The sequence below is a fragment of the Streptomyces sp. SID9727 genome (assembly GCF_010550605.1).
Taxonomy (GTDB): domain Bacteria; phylum Actinomycetota; class Actinomycetes; order Streptomycetales; family Streptomycetaceae; genus Streptomyces.
In genome coordinates, this window is the sequence record NZ_JAAGNI010000418.1 from 26,335 (window position 1) to 43,036 (window position 16,702).

Consider the following 16,702-nt stretch of genomic DNA (forward strand, 5'->3'; position numbering starts at 1 on the left):
CGCCGCACACGGCCTGGCCGACCCCGCACCCCCTCCCGGAGGCCCCGCATGCCCGCCCACCGCCCCGAACACTCCCTCGTCCCCCGCCCCCGCAAGGTGTCCGCGCGCCCCGGCCGCTTCAGCCTGACCCCGGACACCGGCATCCGCGCCTACCCCGGTGCCGAGGGCGCCGCCGACCTGCTGCGCACCCTGCTCCGGCCCGGCACCGGTCTCCCCCTCGCGCCCTCCGCCACCGGCCGCGTCGTGCTCGCCCTGGACCCGCAGCTCAGCGGCCTCGGCGAGGAGGGGTACGGGCTCACCATCGGCCCGGACACGGTGCTGCTGCGGGCCGCCCGGCTGCCCGGCCTGCTGTGCGGGGTCCAGACGCTGCGCCAGCTCCTGCCCTCCGAGGCGCTCTCGGCGGGGGCCCGGCGCGGCGGCGCCTGGACACTGCCGTGCGTGGAGATCAGCGACGTCCCGGCGCACCCCTGGCGCGGCACGATGCTCGACGTGGCCCGGCACTTCCAGCCGGTCTCCTACCTGCGCCGTTACGTGGACCTGATGGCCCTGCACAAGCTGAACACGCTGCACCTCCACCTCACCGACGACCAGGGCTGGCGGATGCCGGTGGCCGCGTACCCGAGGCTGACGGGGATCGGCGGCCACCGGAGCCAGTCGATGTCCGGTCCGCCGGGCGGCCCGGTCGAGAGCTTCGACGGCATCCCGCACTCGGGGGCGTACACCACCGAGGAGCTGCGCGGCCTCGTCCGGTACGCGGAGGCGCGGGGGGTGCGGGTGGTGCCGGAGATCGAGATGCCGGGCCATGTCCGTGCCGCGCTGGCCGCCCATCCGGAGCTGGGCAACGACCCGTCGAGGCGGCTGGGCGTGTGGACCCGGTGGGGCGTCTGCGACACGGTGTTCGGCGTCCACGAGGGGGTCTTCGACTTCTGCCGGACGGTGCTGGACGAGGTCATGGACGTCTTCCCGTCGCCGTACATCCACGTCGGCGGCGACGAGTGCCCGGCCACCGAGTGGGAGAGCAGCCCGGCGGCCCGGGAACGGGCCGCCGCCGAGGGGCTGCCCGACGCGCGGGCCCTGCACGGCTGGTTCATGGGCCGCATCGGCGCGCACGTGACCGGGCGGGGGCGTATCCCGGTCGGCTGGGCCGAGACCGGCACCGGACTCCCCCCGGAGTTCACGGTGATGACCTGGCGCGACCCGGCCCACGCCCGCGCCGCCGCCCGCCGCGGCCACCAGGTGGTCGCCGCCCACTACCGGGCCACCTACCTCGATTACGCCGAGTCCGACGCCCCCGGCGAACCGCTCACGCAGCCGGGCCCGCCCGTCGCGCTGCGCACGGTGCACGGAGACCGCTCGCTGACCGACGACTGGGAGCCGGGCGACGCGGCCCGGCTGCTCGGCACGCAGGCCCAGCTGTGGACCGAGTACGCGCCCACCCCGGACCGGATCGAGTACCAGACGTATCCGAGGCTGTGCGCCCTCGCGGACCGCGCCTGGTCCGGCGGCGGCGACGGCTGGCCCGGCTTCCTGGCCCGCCTCGGCCACCACACCACCCGGCTGGACGCGCTCGGCGTCCGCTACCGCCCCCTGAGCCACCGGCCGCTCCCCGCGGCATCCCCAGGAACAGCGCCGACCCCGTGACCTCCCACTCCCCAGGAACAGCGCCGACCCCCTGAAGTCGCACTCCCCCACCACGTTCCCGGAAGGAACACACGCATGAAGTCACACGCGAAGAGCCGGCTGCGCGCCGCAGCCGCGGCCGCCGTCACCGTGGCACTGGGCTGTACGGCCCTGGCCGCCGTCCCCACGACGGCGAGCGCCGCCGGCGAGCCGATCGCCGTGCAGTACCGCACCGGCGCGTCGGGAGCCAGCGCCGACCAGAGCGAGCCCTGGCTGAAGGTGCGCAACACCGGCAGCGGGTCCGTGCAGCTCAGCGACGTGAAGATCCGCTACTACTTCAAGGGCGACGCGGTGGGCGAGGTCTACCGGTTCGCGTGCTCCTGGGCGGTGAAGGGCTGCGGGAACATCACGGGGACGTTCGGCACGCTCGCGCACCCGACCGCCACCGCCGACCGCTACCTGGAGATCGGCTTCACCTCCGGCGCGGGTTCGCTGGCACCGGGTGCCGACACCGGTGACATGCAGCTGCGGTTCTACCGGTCGAACTGGCAGCCGCTGGTGCAGAGCGACGACTACTCGTTCGGCGCCGGCTCGACCGCGTACACCGACTGGACGAAGGTGACCGCGCAGCTCGGCGGCGCCACGGTCTGGGGCACGGCCCCGGAGGGCAACGACCCCACGGACCCGACCGACCCCACGGACCCGACGGACCCGACCGACCCGGGTGAGGACGGGCCGACGCTCTTCGACGACTTCAACTACAGCAGCCACAGCGACCCGCGGATCGCGGCGCACGGCTGGAGTGTCCGCTCCAACGCGGGCGGGCCGGGCGTGCCCGGTGCCACCTGGGCGCCGGACAAGGTCACGTTCGCCACGCAGAGCGGCAACTCCGTCATGAACCTGGAGACGTCGACGGCGGGCACCGGCGAGTCGACCAAGCAGACCGAGATCCTGACCCAGTCCATGAAGTTCCGCAACGGCACCTACGCGGCGCGGGTCAAGTTCAACGACGCGCCGAAGTCGGGCCCGGACGGCGACCACCTCGTCCAGACGTTCTTCACCATCAACGACCTCAAGGCCCCGATGGCGGACGACTACGCCGAGTACGACTTCGAGTACCTGCCCAACGGCGGCTGGGGCGAGAGCGGCAACATCCTCTACACCACCTCCTGGGAGACCTACCGGCCCGATCCCTGGGAGGCGGTCAACCAGCACACCGAGTCCCGGCAGAGCTACGCCGGCTGGCACGACCTGGTGGTGACCATCGACAACAGCAGCATCACGTACTACATCGACGGGCAGCTCTTCGGCACGCACGGCGCGGCCTACCTCCCGGAGCGCGGGATGTCGATCAACTTCAACCAGTGGCTGATCGACCTCGCCGGGCAGACGAGCACCACGCCTCGCGCGTACGACCAGCAGGTGGACTACGTCCTGCATGTGAAGGACAAGGTCCTCACGCCTTCGCAGGTGAACGCGAAGGTGGCCGCGTTGCGCGCGGCGGGGACGACGTTCCAGGACACGGTTCCGGCCGGGTGAACCGGTCTGCGAGAACCCGGGTGAACCGGTAGCGGGACGAGCGGGCGGGGCGGGGCCGAAGGGCCTCCGCCCCGCTTTTCGCGTGTCCGGAGCTTCTGCCCGAGGCAGCCGCCGCGCCTCGTACGGACCTCCTGACCGGCCCGAATTTCCGGGGACCCCCTTGACAGCCCCACCACCCTCCGGGCAATCTTCCATTAAGCAGAAACAAACTTCCGCAATACGGAAGGAGCGCCGAAACCCTCATGGGCTACCCGGACCAGCGCTTCGATGTGAACCTCTCGATCCTCTTCACGGAACTCCCGCTCCTGGAGCGGCCCGCGGCAGCCGCCGCGGCCGGCTTCACGGCGGTCGAGCTGTGGTGGCCCTGGATCGAGACCCCCACCCCCGAGCAGGCCGAGCTCGACGCCCTCAAGAAGGCGCTCGACGACGCCGGCACCCAGCTGGTGGGCCTGAACTTCTACGCCGGAGAGCTCCCCGGCCCCGACCGCGGCGCGCTCTCCGTGCCCGGCACGGAGTCGGAGCGCTTCCGGGCCAACATCGAGGTGGCGGCCGACTTCGCCGCCTCGGTCGGCTGCAAGGCGCTCAACGCGCTCTACGGCAACCGGGTCGACGGCGTCGACCCCGCCGCCCAGGACGAACTCGCCCTGGAGAACCTGGTCCTGGCGGCCCGCGCCGCCGACCGGATCGACGCGGTGCTGCTGATCGAGACCCTGAACGAGCCGGAGTCCCCGCGCTATCCGCTGGTGAGCGCACCGGCCGGGATCGAGGTCGTGGACCGGGTCAACGCCGCGACCGGCCTCGGCAACGCGAAGTTCCTGCTGGACCTGTACCACCTGTCGATGAACGGCGAGGACCTGAGCCAGGTCATCACCGCGTACGCCGACAGGACGGGGCACGTCCAGATCGCCGACAACCCGGGCCGCGGCGCGCCCGGCACCGGCTCGCTCCCCCTGGAGCAGCTCCTCGACGAACTGACGAAGGCCGGTTACGAGGGCTGGGTCGGGCTGGAGTACAAGCCCGGCGACCGCCCGAGCGCCGACTCCTTCGACTGGCTCCCGGCCGCGGCGCGTCCCGCCCGCTGAGGCCCCGCAGGAGCCCCTGTACACGCTGATCGGAAGGCACCCTCATGAGCAACAACCTCCCCAAGGTTGCGTGGATCGGTCTCGGCATCATGGGTTCGCCCATGTCGGAGAACCTGATCAAGGCCGGTTACGACGTCACCGGTTACACCCTGGAGCAGGACAAGGTCGACCGCCTGGCCGCCGCCGGCGGCACCGGCGCCTCCTCGATCGCCGAGGCGGTCGCGGACGCGGACGTGGTCATCACGATGGTGCCCGCGTCCCCGCAGGTCGAGGCCATCTCGTACGGCCCCGACGGCATCCTGGAGAACGCGAAGCGCGGGGCGCTGCTGATCGACATGTCCTCGATCACCCCGCAGACCTCCGTCGACCTCGCGAAGAACGCCGCGGAGAAGGGCATCCGGGTCCTGGACGCCCCCGTCTCCGGCGGCGAGGCCGGCGCGATCGAGGCCGTCCTCTCCATCATGGTGGGCGGCGAGCAGGACGACTTCGACGCCGCGAAGCCGCTGCTCGAAGCGCTCGGCAAGACCATCGTGCTCTGCGGCCCGCACGGCTCCGGCCAGACGGTGAAGGCCGCGAACCAGCTGATCGTCGCGGTGAACATCCAGGCGTGCGCCGAGGCCGTGGTCTTCCTGGAGAAGTCCGGCGTGGACCTCGCCGCCGCGCTGGACGTCCTCAACGGCGGCCTGGCCGGTTCGACCGTGCTGACCCGCAAGAAGGACAACTTCCTCAACCGGGACTTCGCCCCCGGCTTCCGGATCGACCTGCACCACAAGGACATGGGCATCGTCACGGACGCCGCCCGCAACGTCGGTGCGGCGCTGCCGGTCGGCGGTGTGGTCGCCCAGCTCGTCGCCTCGCTGCGCGCGCAGGGCGACGGCGGCCTGGACCACTCGGCGCTGCTGCGCTCGGTCGAGCGGCTGTCCGGCCTGCCCGTCCAGGGCTGAGCCCGGCCGCTCCCCTTCCTCCCCACAGACTTCCGGACGGTGCCGTCGCTGACACCTGTCCTGTCGCGCCCAGGCGCCGGCACCGTCCGGAACACCCTCCCACCACGAATTTCAACAAACTGTTGACGCCGCATCCCGGGTCTCTTTACGCTCCGGACACGCCCCCAGGACTCTGCCCCCTGGCCGTCGCAGTTCAGCAGCTCCCCGTACGGAAGGTCGCCCCGACACCATGACGCAGCGTGTGCTTACGACCGAGTCCGGCGCCCCGGTCGCCGACAACCAGAACTCCGCCACCGCGGGTGCCGGAGGCCCGATCCTCCTCCAGGACGGCCACCTCCTGGAGAAGCTCGCCCGCTTCAACCGGGAGCGCATCCCGGAGCGCGTGGTGCACGCCCGGGGCTCCGGCGCCTACGGCTACTTCGAGGTGACCGACGACGTCACCGCGTACACCCGCGCCGACTTCCTCTCCGAAGTGGGCCGCCGCACCGAGACGTTCCTGCGCTTCTCGACCGTCGCCGACTCGCTGGGCGGCGCGGACGCGGTGCGCGACCCGCGCGGCTTCGCCGTCAAGTTCTATACGAACGAGGGCAATTACGACCTCGTCGGCAACAACACCCCGGTGTTCTTCATCAAGGACCCGATCAAGTTCCCCGACTTCATCCACTCGCAGAAGCGCGACCCGTTCACGGGCCGTCAGGAGCCGGACAACGTCTGGGACTTCTGGGCGAACTCCCCCGAGGCCACGCACCAGATCACCTGGCTGATGGGCGACCGGGGCATCCCCGCGTCGTACCGCCACATGAACGGCTTCGGCTCGCACACCTACCAGTGGACGAACGCCGCGGGCGACGCGTACTTCGTGAAGTACCACTTCAAGACCAACCAGGGTGTGCGCTCGCTCTCCGCCGACCAGGCCGCCGAGCTCGTCGGCAAGGACGCCAACTCCCACCAGACGGACCTGCTCCAGGCCATCGAGCGCGGCATGAACCCGTCCTGGACGCTGTACGTGCAGCTGATGCCGGCCGCCGAGGCGGCGGACTACCGCTTCAACCCGTTCGACGTCACCAAGGTGTGGCCGCACGCGGACTACCCGCTCCAGCGGGTGGGCCGGCTGGTGCTCGACCGCAACCCGGACAACGTCTTCGCGGAGGTCGAGCAGGCCGCGTTCTCGCCGAACAACTTCGTGCCCGGCATCGGCCCGTCCCCGGACAAGATGCTCCAGGGCCGCCTGTTCGCCTACGCGGACGCGCAGCGCTACCGCCTGGGCATCAACCACACCCAGCTCCCGGTCAACGCCCCGCGCGCCGCGACCGCGGACAACTACGGCCGCGACGGCTTCCACGCCACGCGGTACGGCTCGCGCCACGACAAGAACTACGAGCCCAACTCGTACGCGGGCCCGGCCCAGACGGACGCGGCGCTCTCCGCCCCGCTCCCCGTCCAGGGCTGGACCGGCACCCACGAGGCGCCCGCCCACACCAAGGACGACGACTTCTTCCAGGCCGGCGAGCTGTACCGCCTGATGTCGGCCGACGAGAAGGACCGCCTGATCGCGAACATCGCGGGCGGCCTGTCCCAGGTCTCCCGGGACGACGTCATCGAGAAGAACCTCGCCCACTTCCACGCCGCCGACCCCGAGTACGGCAAGCGCGTGGAGGAGGCGGTCCGCGCCCTCCGCGAGGACTGACCTCACCCCTGAACCCTGCCCGCGCCGACGCGTCCACCCGGATGAGGGGTTGTTGCGCGGTGCGGGCAGGACGAGGCCGCGGCGGTGGCGCGATGCCAGTGCGGTGGTACGCGGGAGGGCGGCCCGGTCACCAGACCTGAAGGCCCGTGCAGCCCCCCTTCGCGCCACTGCCGCGGCCCCTGTTCCCCCTGAACCAGGGCGCGGAGTACGGATACGGTCCCGTACTCCGCGCCCTTTTCGTGCGCTGGGGGTGTGCGTCGAACTCCAGAACCAGCGCTTCACCATCGGCTGAACGAATCTCCCGGCGACCCACGGCAGCAGCTCCGGGGTGGCGTCGTACTCATCAAGGAATCCCAGCTTCGGCTCGGACAGCTGGCCCTCGAAGCACCAGACATCGACAAGCCCTTCCAGATGCCTGGTAGCGCTGGGGGTGCGGGCCTGTTCCCACACCTCCAGCCACGGATGCAGAGCGCCCGTGACGACCGTGACGATGTTGGGGGCGTCCGCGGCGAAGAGCGCGACGTTACGCCACGGTCTTCGGCAAGGAAAGCGCATTGCCGCCGCTCATCAGCCGAGGGCGATGGCCGTGGATCAGGTCGGGCGGCCGGTGAACCCCGACGTGCGCGGCCCAGGGGCCGCCGGCAGCGCGCTACTCGAAGACGATCCCCGCCTCCCGGGCCAGGCTCAGGGCCAGTTCCATCGAACCCGGGCCCTGCACCACGACGCCCCTGAGTGAGGCGGCGCCGCCCACGTCCGTGAGTGTGCAGTGCTCGAAGCGGACGCTTCCCGCGGCCAGGTGCGCGAACTGGGCTCCGGTGAGATCGCAGTTGGTGAAGCGGACGTGGTGCATCTCCGATCTCTGGAAGTCCACGCCGTGCATGGGGACGTCCTCGAAGGCGACGCCGTGGAACCTGCACTCCCGGAAGAGCGCGTGGTCGGCCTTGCCGTTCTCGAAGCGCACGTCGCGGAAGGTCGCGGCCCTCCACGAGGATCCGGTGAGACGGCTGCCCGACACGGTGCAGCGAACCAGTGAGACGTCGTCGGCCTTCAGTTCGGCGAAGTCGCAGGTGTCGAGGACGGAGTCGGAGATCTGGCTCTGCCGCATCACGGCCCCGGCGAAGCGGGCCCCCTCGAACCGGCAGCCCTCCGCCTCGAAGGCCTCAGCGTGCGCACCGGCGAACGAGGTGCCGGCATACACGACGCGTTTGACGGTCGCGTCGTCCTCCAGCCCGTCCCGCCACAGCTCCGCCGGTTCGAGGCGGGACGGCAGGCGCGGTGCCGCGGGACTCTTCACCGGTCCGCCTTGCCGCGTGGGTCGGGGCATCCGTGCCGCTCCTTCTCCGCCCGTCTCCGGGCGTTCAGCGTGGGGTCCGTCGCACGAGCAGGTGCGACCGGGGTGGTCGGGTACGAACGGGTGCGGGTGCGCTGGTAGCGCGCGGGTGTGGTGCCGACGTGGCGTGTGAAGTGCCGGTTGAGGTGGGCCTGGTCGTGCAGCCCGATGGCCGTGGCGACCTCGGCGGGGCGGTGGCCGTCGAGGAGGAGGCGGCGGGCGTGCTCGATCCGCTTGCCGGTGAGGTACGCGTGTGGCGGCAGGCCGTACGTCTGCGTGAAGCAGCGGATCAGGTGGGTGGGGTGGGCGTGCAGGGTGGCCGCGGCCTCGTGCAGAGGGAGGCCGGAGCGGGTCCGCGCGTCGAGCAGGTCCCGCAGCTGCGCGGCGAGTCGGTTCGCCTCCCGCCCCGGTGTGCGGGGCCGGAGCGCCGAGAGGTGGAAGTGGAGCCGTTCTCGGATGAAGGCGAGGCGTAACTCGGCCTCGAAGGCGTCGTCGGGGTGGACGAGAGCGGCGTGCAGCTGGTCGATGCGGCCGCGCAGCAGCCGATCGTCGAGGACCGGCGCGTCCGCCGCCCGGCCGGCCAGGCGCTGCGGAAGTACGGAGTCGTCGAGGTAGAGGTTGCGTTTGCGGAATCCGGAAGCGGTGACCGTACGCCCGTCATGGGGGATGCCCGGCGGAAGCAGCAGGACGCTGGTGTTCCCGGTCGCTCCGTGGCGGTGCCGGTCGAGCGCGAAGTCGACTGAGCCGTCGTCGAGGATCATCAGGTCCCACGTGTCGTGGGTGTGGGCCGGGTACGCGTGGTCGGTGAAGTGGGCGTGGAAGACCTCGGAGATCCCGGGGACCGGTGGCCTCCAGGCGCTGACGGACGTGCGGGGGTGGTCAGAGGCCATGCCAGGAACGTACAAGACGCGCGGAGTCGCGGCACGGCAGGCTCATCGCACCGGCCCGGGTCCGACAGGCCGATCCGGTCCCCGGTCCTGAGGAGGGATGCCATATGTCCACGTCAGCCGTTCCCGTCAACCTCGCCGACAAGCTCGCGCAGTTCAGCGAGCTGTGGTCGCAGAAGAAGGTGGCGGTGCTCAACGATTACGAGGTCAAGCTGGCCAAACTGAAGGGGGAGTTCGTCTGGCACACCCATGAGGACACCGATGAACTGATCATGGTCATCAGCGGGCGGCTCACCATTCAGCTCAGGGAGGGCGATGTGGTGGTGGACCCCGGAGAGCTGTTCGTGGTCCCCCGCGGGGTCGAGCACCGCACCGTGGCCGACGAGGAGACCGCGATCCTGTTGCTGGAACCGGCTGGAACGATGAACACCGGTGACACGGGGGGCCCGATGACCAAGGCGGCCGAGGTGCTCGACTGAGGGCGGCGTCAGGCCGGCATGGAGACCACGCTGACGCGCATCGCGCGGGACACAGCCGAAGGAGCACCTGCGGACGTCCGCAGGTGCTCCTTCGGAGCCGGGCCCCAGGCCCCGCGGGTCAGGCTCCCACGTACGGCCTGATCGCCGTCGGGGCGTGCGACGGGTCCGTCGCGATGTCCTCGAACTCGTTGACCGACGCGATGTCCGAGCCGCTCATCGAGATGTTCGTGACGCGTTCCAGGATCGCTTCGACCACCACCGGGACGCGGTGTTCCGCGGCCAGCTTCTTCGCCTCCTCGAAGGCCGGGAGGAGGGCGTCCGGCTCCGTGACGCGGATGGCCTTGCAGCCCAGGCCCTCGACCACCTTGACGTGGTCCACGCCGTAGACGCCCAGCTCCGGGGAGTTGAGGTTCTCGAACTCCAGGTTGACCTGGAAGTCGATGTCGAAGTTGCGCTGGGCCTGGCGGATCAGGCCGAGGTACGAGTTGTTGACCAGGACGTGCACGTACGGGATGCGGTGCTGGGCGCCCACCGCGAGCTCCTCCAGCATGAACTGGAAGTCGTAGTCGCCCGAGAGCGCGACCACCGAGCCGTCGGGGTCGGCGGTGGCGACGCCGAGCGCGGCCGGGATGGTCCAGCCGAGGGGGCCGGCCTGGCCGCAGTTGATCCAATGGCGCGGGCGGTACACGTGGAGCATCTGGGCGCCCGCGATCTGGGAGAGGCCGATCGTCGTGACGTACCGGGTCTCCGGGCCGAACGCGCGGTTCATCTCCTCGTACACCCGCTGCGGCTTCAGCGGGACGTTGTCGAAGTGCGTACGGCGCTGCAAGGCCGCACGGCGTTCCTGCGTGGAGGCGGCCCAGGCCGAGCGGTCCGCGAGCCCGCCCGCCGCCTTCCGCTCGCGGGCGACCTCCACGAACAGTTCCAGCGCCGCCTTCGCGTCGGAGACGATGCCGAGGTCCGGGGCGAAGATCTTGCCGATCTGGGTGGGCGCGATGTCCACGTGGACGAAGGTGCGGCCCTCCGTGTAGACGTCGAGCTTGCCCGTGTGGCGGTTGGCCCAGCGGTTGCCGATGCCGAGGACGAAGTCGGACTCCAGGAAGTTCGCGTTGCCGTAGCGGTGCGAGGTCTGGAGGCCGACCATGCCGGCGTTCAGCTCGTGGTCGTCGGGGAGGATGCCCCAGCCCATCAGGGTCGGGACGACCGGGACGCCCGTCAACTCGGCGAACTCGACGAGGAGTTCCGACGCGTCGGCGTTGATGATGCCGCCGCCCGCGACGAGCAGCGGGCGCTCCGAGGCGTCGAGCATGTCCAGCGCGCGTTCGATCTGCTTGCGGGACGCGGCGGGCTTGTGCACCGGCAGCGGCTCGTACAGGTCGGGGTCGAACTCGATCTCGGTGAGCTGGACGTCGATCGGGAGGTCGATGAGGACCGGGCCGGGGCGGCCCGTACGCATCAGGTGGAACGCCTGCTGGAAGACGCCGGGGACCTGCGCGGCCTCCAGGACGGTGGTGGCGGCCTTGGTGACCGGGGCGGCGATCGAGGCGATGTCGACGGCCTGGAAGTCCTCCTTGTGCAGGACGGCGGTCGGTGCCTGGCCGGTGATGCACAGGATCGGGATGGAGTCCGCGATCGCGGAGTACAGGCCGGTGATCATGTCTGTGCCGGCCGGCCCCGAGGTGCCGATGCAGACGCCGATGTTCCCCGGGCGCGCCCGGGTGTACCCCTCCGCCATGTGGGAGGCGCCCTCGACGTGGCGGGCGAGCGTGTGGTGGACGCCGCCGGCCGCCTTGAGGGCCGCGTAGAAGGGGTTGATCGCGGCGCCGGGCACACCGAACGCGTTGCTGACGCCTTCGCGCTTGAGGATCTCGACTGCCGCGCGGGCAGCGGTCATACGAGGCATTGAGTGCTCCTGCTCGTCCCTGGGTGGAGTCGGGGATGGAGTCGGGCTCTGTCGCGCCACCTGAGAGCACCAAATCACCGATTCCGCATTGCGGAAAACTTCTTCTGTTATGTGGAAGCAAATCTAAGCCGCCTCCGGACCCTCGTCAAGGGAGCGGTGAACGGCGGACAGAAGGGCGTCAAGTGGAGCGATTCCGCACCCAGCGGCGGGCTCCTGGGGGAGCATGGAGGGACTACGGAAGTGGCACGGAGGGAGCACACGGTGGAGTCAGTGCCGGTACGGTGCCCGGCCTGCCGCCGCGACCACGCGTACGCGGCCCCCGCCTACCCGTGCCCGTGCGGGCAGCCGACGGCCCCGCCACTGTTGCGCGGCGCGCCCGTCGTCCCGATCACCCACCGCACCTGGAACGACGACTGGGTGACCGTGCGCTGCCGGGGCTGCGGGCGGCACGACCAGTGGCCGCAGCCCGAGCTGTGCTGCCCGTGCGGTGCGGTGCTGCGGGTGCCGGTGCGGCCGGTGGCGTCCGCCGTGGCAGTCCGGCCGGCGCACATACCGCTGCCGCGCACGGCGGCGGCGCCGCGTCCGGCGTTCCGTCCGCTGACCATCCGCACCGCGCGGGACGCGGTCGCGGCGGCGGCGCTCTATCTCGCCTGGCTCGGCTTCCGGGACGTGACGCACCCGGCGGACCGGCCGGCCTCCCGGACCGGCCTGCGGGCGGCCGGGCTGATCGCGGAGGTCGACTCCACGACGGGGCCGACCGCCCTCCGCGACGTCGAGTGCCTGTGGCTCAACGCGCTCAACGGCTCCGTGCGGGGAGTGCTGTTCTCGCTCGCGGGCTACACACCGGAGGCCCGGAAGCGCGCGGACACCCTGCGCGTTCCGCTGTTCGTCCTGGACCTCACCGGCACGCCGCAGCCGGTGAACGGCGCGGCGGACGAACTCGTCAGCACCGGCGCCTGACCGCGCGCACCCCGCACTTTCGGACACGGAGGACGGCCGAGGTGTCGTACCTCACAGGAATCGCCCGGCCACCCTGCGTGTGATCCGTCACGTTCTGGCCAACGGCCCCCGATGTGCGGTTCGTTGTCAGTGGCGGGCCCTACAGTGGAGCGCATGGTCTTAACTCCACGGACTTCACCACCCTCGGACACGCCCGCGCACGCCCCCGCGCTCCCGAGGCGCTCCGCCCTGGAGGCCAACGAGGCGATTCGCGCGCTCGTGGACGCCCGCGCGGGCCAGGACTGGTCCCCCGTGGAGTCCGCCGCGTACGAGGTGCTGCTCCTCCAGTGGGCGGCGGCAACGCGCGGCGGCACGGGGGACGTGACCGAGGCGGCCTGAGCCGCTAGGGCGTGTTTCGAAAGTCCCGCCTGTCCGGCGACGCCTGGCACGCACGCTCGCCGCGTTGTCGGGATCACCCCGATACAACCAGTATCGGGGCGACCCTCCGCCTTGCGATCGCACGCACCAGACGCCGCCGGACCCGCCCTACGGGCGGACGGCGCTACTTTCGAAACACGCCCTAGGGCCGATAGGTCTCCCGCAGCTCGACCTTGCGGACCTTGCCGCTGACCGTCATCGGGAAGGTCTCCAGGATCCGGAGCAGGCGCGGGATCTTGTAGTGCGCCAACTGCCCGTCGCAGAAGGCCCGTACGTCGTCCAGGGCCGGCGGGTCGGCGGGGTCGGCGGGGATGACGCAGGCCAGCACCTCCTCGCCGTACCGCTCGTCGGGCACACCGACCACCTGCACATCGGCGATCTTCGGGTGGCGGTACAGGAACTCCTCGATCTCGCGCGGGTAGATGTTCTCGCCGCCCCGGATGATCACGTCCTTGATGCGCCCGACGATCTGCACGTAGCCGTCCTCACGCATCACCGCGAGGTCCCCGGTGTGCATCCAGCGCCCCGCGTCGATCGCCTCGGCGGTGCGCTCGGGCTGGTCCCAGTAGCCGAGCATCACGCTGTAGCCCCGGGTGCACAGCTCGCCCGACCGCCCGCGCTCCAGGGTCACACCCGTCGCGGGGTCGATGACCTTGACCTCGATGTGCGGCATGACGCGGCCCACGGTGCCGGTGCGGCGTTCCAGGTCGTCGTCGCGGCGGGTCTGCGTGGAGACCGGGGAGGTCTCCGTCATGCCGTAGCAGATGGACACCTCCTCCATGTGCATCTCGGCCACCACCCGCTTCATCACCTCGACCGGGCACGGCGAGCCGGCCATGATGCCGGTGCGCAGCGAGGTGAGGTCGTACGAGGCGAAGTCCGGCAGGTTCAGCTCGGCGATGAACATCGTGGGCACCCCGTAGAGCGAGGTGCAGCGCTCCTGCTGCACGGCGCTCAGCACGGCGGCCGGTTCGAACGAGGGGCCGGGGATCACGATGCAGGCGCCGTGCGAGGTGATGCCGAGGTTGCCCATCACCATGCCGAAGCAGTGGTAGAAGGGGACGGGGAGGCAGACCCGGTCCTGCTCGGTGTAGGCGACCAGCTCGCCCACGAAATAGCCGTTGTTGAGGATGTTGTGGTGGGAGAGCGTCGCGCCCTTGGGAAAGCCGGTGGTGCCCGAGGTGTACTGGATGTTGATCGGGTCGTCGCAGGACAGCTCCGTCTCGCGTGCGGCCAGCTGATCGGCCGTCACCCCGGTTGCCGTCGACAGCAGTTCGTCCCAGGACCCGTCCCCGATGTAGTGCACTGCCCGCAGGTCGGGGCAGTTGGCCCGGACCTCGTCGACCAGGGCCCGGTAGTCGCTGGTGCGGTGCGCGAGGGAGGCGGCGAGGAGGGAGATCCCCGCCTGCTTCAGCACGTACTCCAACTCGTGTGCCCGATAGGCCGGGTTGATGTTCACCATGATCGCGCCGATGCGGGCGGTGGCGTACTGGACGAGCACCCACTCGGGGCAGTTGACCGCCCAGATGCCGACCCGGTCCCCCTTGGCCACGCCCGACGCCATCAGCGCCCGCGCCAGCTCGTCCACGGCCGCGCCGAACTCCGCGTACGTCCAGCGCCGGCCGGACGGTACGTCGACCAGCGCCTCGCGGCCGGGCCAGGCGGCGACCGCCCGGTCCAGGTTGCGGCCGATGGTGTCGCCGAGCAGGGCGGTCGTGCCCGTGCCGTGCGCGTACGAGAGCTCGGTCATGCCAGGTCCCCCTCGGCGTACTCGGTGCCGCCGCCCTGGGCGGTGCGCTCACGCAGTTCGATCCGGCGGATCTTGCCGGACACGGTCTTGGGCAGCTCCGCGAACTCCAGCCGCCGGACCCGCTTGTACGGGGCGAGCACGGACCGGGAGTGGGCGAAGAGCACCTTGGCCGTGTCGGGCCCGGGCTCCCAGCCCTCGGCGAGCACCACGTACGCCTTCGGGACGGAGAGCCGGACCTCGTCGGGGGCCGGGACGACGGCGGCCTCGACCACCGCCTCGTGCTCCAGCAGGGCGCTCTCCAGCTCGAACGGGGAGATCTTGTAGTCGGAGGACTTGAAGACGTCGTCGGCGCGCCCCACGTAGGTGATGTAGCCGTCCTCGTCGCGTGAGCCGATGTCGCCGGTGCGGTAGTAGCCGCCGGCCATCGCCTCGGCCGTGCGCTCCGGGTCGCCGTGGTAGCCGGTCATCAGGCCCACCGGACGCGCCGACAGGTCGAGCGAGATCTCGCCCTCGACCGCGCCGGGCTCCCCGCTCACCGGGTCGAGCAGGACGACCCGGAAGCCGGGGCTGGGCCGCCCCATGGAGCCGGGCTTGAGGGCCTGGCCGGGGGTGTTGGCGACCTGGACGGCGGTTTCCGTCTGGCCGAAGCCGTCGCGGATGGTGACGCCCCACGCACGCCGGACCGCCTCGATGACCTCGGGGTTCAGGGGTTCGCCGGCGGCGACGACCTCGCGCGGCGGGGTCTTCAGCTGGGTCAGGTCCGCCTGGATGAGCATGCGCCACACGGTGGGCGGGGCGCAGAAGCTCGTGATGCCGGAGCGGTCCATCTCGGCCATCAGGCGGCCGGCGTCGAAGCGGGTGTAGTTGAAGATGAAGACGGTCGCCTCCGCGCTCCACGGGGCGAAGAGGTTGGACCAGGCGTGCTTGGCCCAGCCGGGCGAGGAGATGTTGAGGTGGACGTCGCCCGGCTTGAGCCCGATCCAGTACATCGTCGCCAAGTGGCCCACCGGGTACGAGACATGGGTGTGCTCGACCAGCTTGGGGCTGGCGGTCGTGCCGGAGGTGAAGTAGAGCATCAGCGGTTCGTCCGCGTCGGTCTCGCGGTCCGGCGTGAACGCGCGGGGGGCCTCGGCCGCCTCCGCGTAGTCGAGCCAGCCCTCGGTGGGGGCGCCGACGCAGATACGGGTGTAGCGGCCGGGCACCTCGGCGAACTTCCTGGTGTCGGTGTCCCGGACCAGGACGTGCCGGACCCGGCCGCGCTCGACCCGGTCGCGCAGGTCGGCGGGGCCGAGCAGCGGGGTCGCGGGGATGACCACGGCTCGGAGCTTCATCGCGGCGAGCGCGGTCTCCCACAGCTCGACCTGGTTGCCGAGCATGACGAGGACCCGGTGGCCCTCGCGCACCCCTCGGGCACGCAGCCAGTTCGCGGCCCGGTCCGAACGGGCGGACATCTCGGCGAACGACACCTCGGTGCGGGTGCCGTCCTCCTCCACGATGTGCAGGGCGGTGCGGTCGTTGTCCCGGGCGATGACGTCGAACCAGTCGAGCGCCCAGTTGAAGTGGTCGTCGCGGGGCCAGCGGAAGCCCTCGTAGGCGGCCGCGTAGTCCTCGCGGTGCCGGAGCAGGAAGTCCCGGGCCGCCCGGAACGTCTCCGTCGCACTCGTTTCCGGCATGTGCCCTCCTCTTTACCGACCCGGCCGGTCCTTTGGCTCCTCCCATGATGTAAACAGTGACCCAGGTCTCACCACCCCCGGACGGGGGTGTCGCGGGGCCGCCATCCACCGGGGGCCGGGCAGAGAGGCGACAGGGTGCCGGAATCCGTCGACGCGGTCGAGATGCAGGCGGCGCTGTTGCGGCTGCGCCGGACGAGCGGGCTGCCCGTGGCCTTCGGCGGGCTGCTCTCCGACAGCCGCCACGCCAGGATCGCCGAGGTGAACGGGGCGCGTACGGGGGCCCTGCGGGGTCTCGTGATCTCGTCGGGCAGTGGCCTGGGCGGCAAGTCCATGGCCCTGTCGAGGCCGTGCGCGGTGACCGACTACCGCTTCTCGCGCCACATCAGCCACGAGTACGACACGGCCGTCGCGGCCGAGGGCCTGCGCTCGGT

13 protein-coding genes and 1 pseudogene are annotated in these 16,702 nt (G+C 71.1%); 9 read left to right on the top strand and 5 right to left on the bottom strand.

Annotated elements, in window-relative coordinates:
- Positions 1-48 precede the first annotated feature (48 nt).
- The 5 genes from G3I41_RS29180 (at position 49) to G3I41_RS29200 (ending at position 6,872) form a co-directional block, all read left to right on the top strand.
- Entirely contained in the window at positions 49-1,641 is a 1,593-nt protein-coding gene (locus G3I41_RS29180; RefSeq protein WP_164403412.1) for a beta-N-acetylhexosaminidase, read from the top strand.
- Positions 1,642-1,716: 75 nt separating this feature from the next.
- On the top strand, positions 1,717-3,159 hold the full coding sequence (locus tag G3I41_RS29185; protein ID WP_164403414.1) for a cellulose binding domain-containing protein: 1,443 nt from the start codon (positions 1,717-1,719) through the stop codon (positions 3,157-3,159).
- A 242-nt stretch (positions 3,160-3,401) separates the two neighbouring features.
- Positions 3,402-4,241 (top strand): TIM barrel protein, encoded by an 840-nt coding sequence (locus G3I41_RS29190; protein WP_164403416.1) that lies wholly within the window; start codon positions 3,402-3,404, stop codon positions 4,239-4,241.
- 44 nt (positions 4,242-4,285) lie between these two features.
- The gene (locus tag G3I41_RS29195) at positions 4,286-5,185 is read left to right on the top strand and encodes a 2-hydroxy-3-oxopropionate reductase (RefSeq protein ID WP_164403418.1); all 900 of its coding nucleotides are present in this window, start codon (positions 4,286-4,288) and stop codon (positions 5,183-5,185) included.
- 229 nt (positions 5,186-5,414) lie between these two features.
- Positions 5,415-6,872, top strand: coding sequence for a catalase (locus G3I41_RS29200; RefSeq protein ID WP_164403420.1), 1,458 nt, complete (start codon positions 5,415-5,417; stop codon positions 6,870-6,872).
- A 649-nt stretch (positions 6,873-7,521) separates the two neighbouring features.
- Here G3I41_RS29200 and G3I41_RS29210 read toward each other — a convergent pair.
- Positions 7,522-8,166, bottom strand: coding sequence for a pentapeptide repeat-containing protein (locus tag G3I41_RS29210; RefSeq protein ID WP_343242246.1), 645 nt, complete (start codon positions 8,164-8,166; stop codon positions 7,522-7,524).
- Entirely contained in the window at positions 8,163-9,092 is a 930-nt protein-coding gene (locus tag G3I41_RS29215) for an AraC family transcriptional regulator (RefSeq protein WP_164403423.1), read from the bottom strand. The genes G3I41_RS29210 and G3I41_RS29215 overlap by 4 nt, the downstream gene beginning before the upstream one ends.
- Positions 9,093-9,196: 104 nt before the next feature.
- Between G3I41_RS29215 and G3I41_RS29220 the strand changes: the two genes are divergently transcribed.
- Complete coding sequence (locus G3I41_RS29220; protein WP_164403425.1) at positions 9,197-9,568, top strand: cupin domain-containing protein; 372 nt, start codon at positions 9,197-9,199, stop codon at positions 9,566-9,568.
- A gap of 118 nt (positions 9,569-9,686) precedes the next feature.
- Here G3I41_RS29220 and gcl read toward each other — a convergent pair whose 3' ends face one another.
- Positions 9,687-11,471 carry a glyoxylate carboligase gene (gene gcl, locus G3I41_RS29225; RefSeq protein ID WP_203601817.1) on the bottom strand — a complete coding sequence of 595 codons (1,785 nt, stop codon included), beginning with the start codon at positions 11,469-11,471 and terminating at the stop codon, positions 9,687-9,689.
- 261 nt (positions 11,472-11,732) lie between these two features.
- Here gcl and G3I41_RS29230 point away from each other — a divergent pair, with 261 nt between their 5' ends.
- Together G3I41_RS29230 and G3I41_RS29235 are read left to right on the top strand one after the other, a co-directional pair.
- Positions 11,733-12,431, top strand: a complete 699-nt coding sequence (locus G3I41_RS29230) for a hypothetical protein (RefSeq protein ID WP_164403428.1) — start codon at positions 11,733-11,735, stop codon at positions 12,429-12,431.
- Positions 12,432-12,584: 153 nt separating this feature from the next.
- On the top strand, positions 12,585-12,809 hold the full coding sequence (locus tag G3I41_RS29235) for a hypothetical protein (RefSeq protein WP_164403429.1): 225 nt from the start codon (positions 12,585-12,587) through the stop codon (positions 12,807-12,809).
- Between the two features lie 181 nt (positions 12,810-12,990).
- On the opposite strand, the gene G3I41_RS29240 is transcribed toward G3I41_RS29235, so the two are convergent.
- Positions 12,991-14,598, bottom strand: a complete 1,608-nt coding sequence (locus G3I41_RS29240; protein ID WP_164403431.1) for an AMP-binding protein — start codon at positions 14,596-14,598, stop codon at positions 12,991-12,993.
- The gene (locus G3I41_RS29245) at positions 14,595-16,271 is read right to left on the bottom strand and encodes an AMP-binding protein (protein WP_164403433.1); all 1,677 of its coding nucleotides are present in this window, start codon (positions 16,269-16,271) and stop codon (positions 14,595-14,597) included. Before G3I41_RS29245 ends, G3I41_RS29240 begins: the two co-directional genes overlap by 4 nt.
- 135 nt (positions 16,272-16,406) lie before the next feature.
- On the opposite strand from G3I41_RS29245, the pseudogene G3I41_RS29250 reads away from it, so the two are divergent.
- Positions 16,407-16,702: pseudogene (locus G3I41_RS29250) on the top strand (helix-turn-helix transcriptional regulator); the annotation flags it as partial.

Coding starts and splice junctions, on each gene's coding strand:
- G3I41_RS29180 (WP_164403412.1), top strand. CDS start 49: ATGCCCGCCCACCGCCCCGAACACTCCCTCGTCCCCCGCCCCCGCAAG.
- G3I41_RS29185 (WP_164403414.1), top strand. CDS start 1,717: ATGAAGTCACACGCGAAGAGCCGGCTGCGCGCCGCAGCCGCGGCCGCC.
- G3I41_RS29190 (WP_164403416.1), top strand. CDS start 3,402: ATGGGCTACCCGGACCAGCGCTTCGATGTGAACCTCTCGATCCTCTTC.
- G3I41_RS29195 (WP_164403418.1), top strand. CDS start 4,286: ATGAGCAACAACCTCCCCAAGGTTGCGTGGATCGGTCTCGGCATCATG.
- G3I41_RS29200 (WP_164403420.1), top strand. CDS start 5,415: ATGACGCAGCGTGTGCTTACGACCGAGTCCGGCGCCCCGGTCGCCGAC.
- G3I41_RS29215 (WP_164403423.1), bottom strand. CDS start 9,092: ATGGCCTCTGACCACCCCCGCACGTCCGTCAGCGCCTGGAGGCCACCG.
- G3I41_RS29220 (WP_164403425.1), top strand. CDS start 9,197: ATGTCCACGTCAGCCGTTCCCGTCAACCTCGCCGACAAGCTCGCGCAG.
- gcl (WP_203601817.1), bottom strand. CDS start 11,471: ATGCCTCGTATGACCGCTGCCCGCGCGGCAGTCGAGATCCTCAAGCGC.
- G3I41_RS29235 (WP_164403429.1), top strand. CDS start 12,585: ATGGTCTTAACTCCACGGACTTCACCACCCTCGGACACGCCCGCGCAC.
- G3I41_RS29240 (WP_164403431.1), bottom strand. CDS start 14,598: ATGACCGAGCTCTCGTACGCGCACGGCACGGGCACGACCGCCCTGCTC.
- G3I41_RS29245 (WP_164403433.1), bottom strand. CDS start 16,271: ATGCCGGAAACGAGTGCGACGGAGACGTTCCGGGCGGCCCGGGACTTC.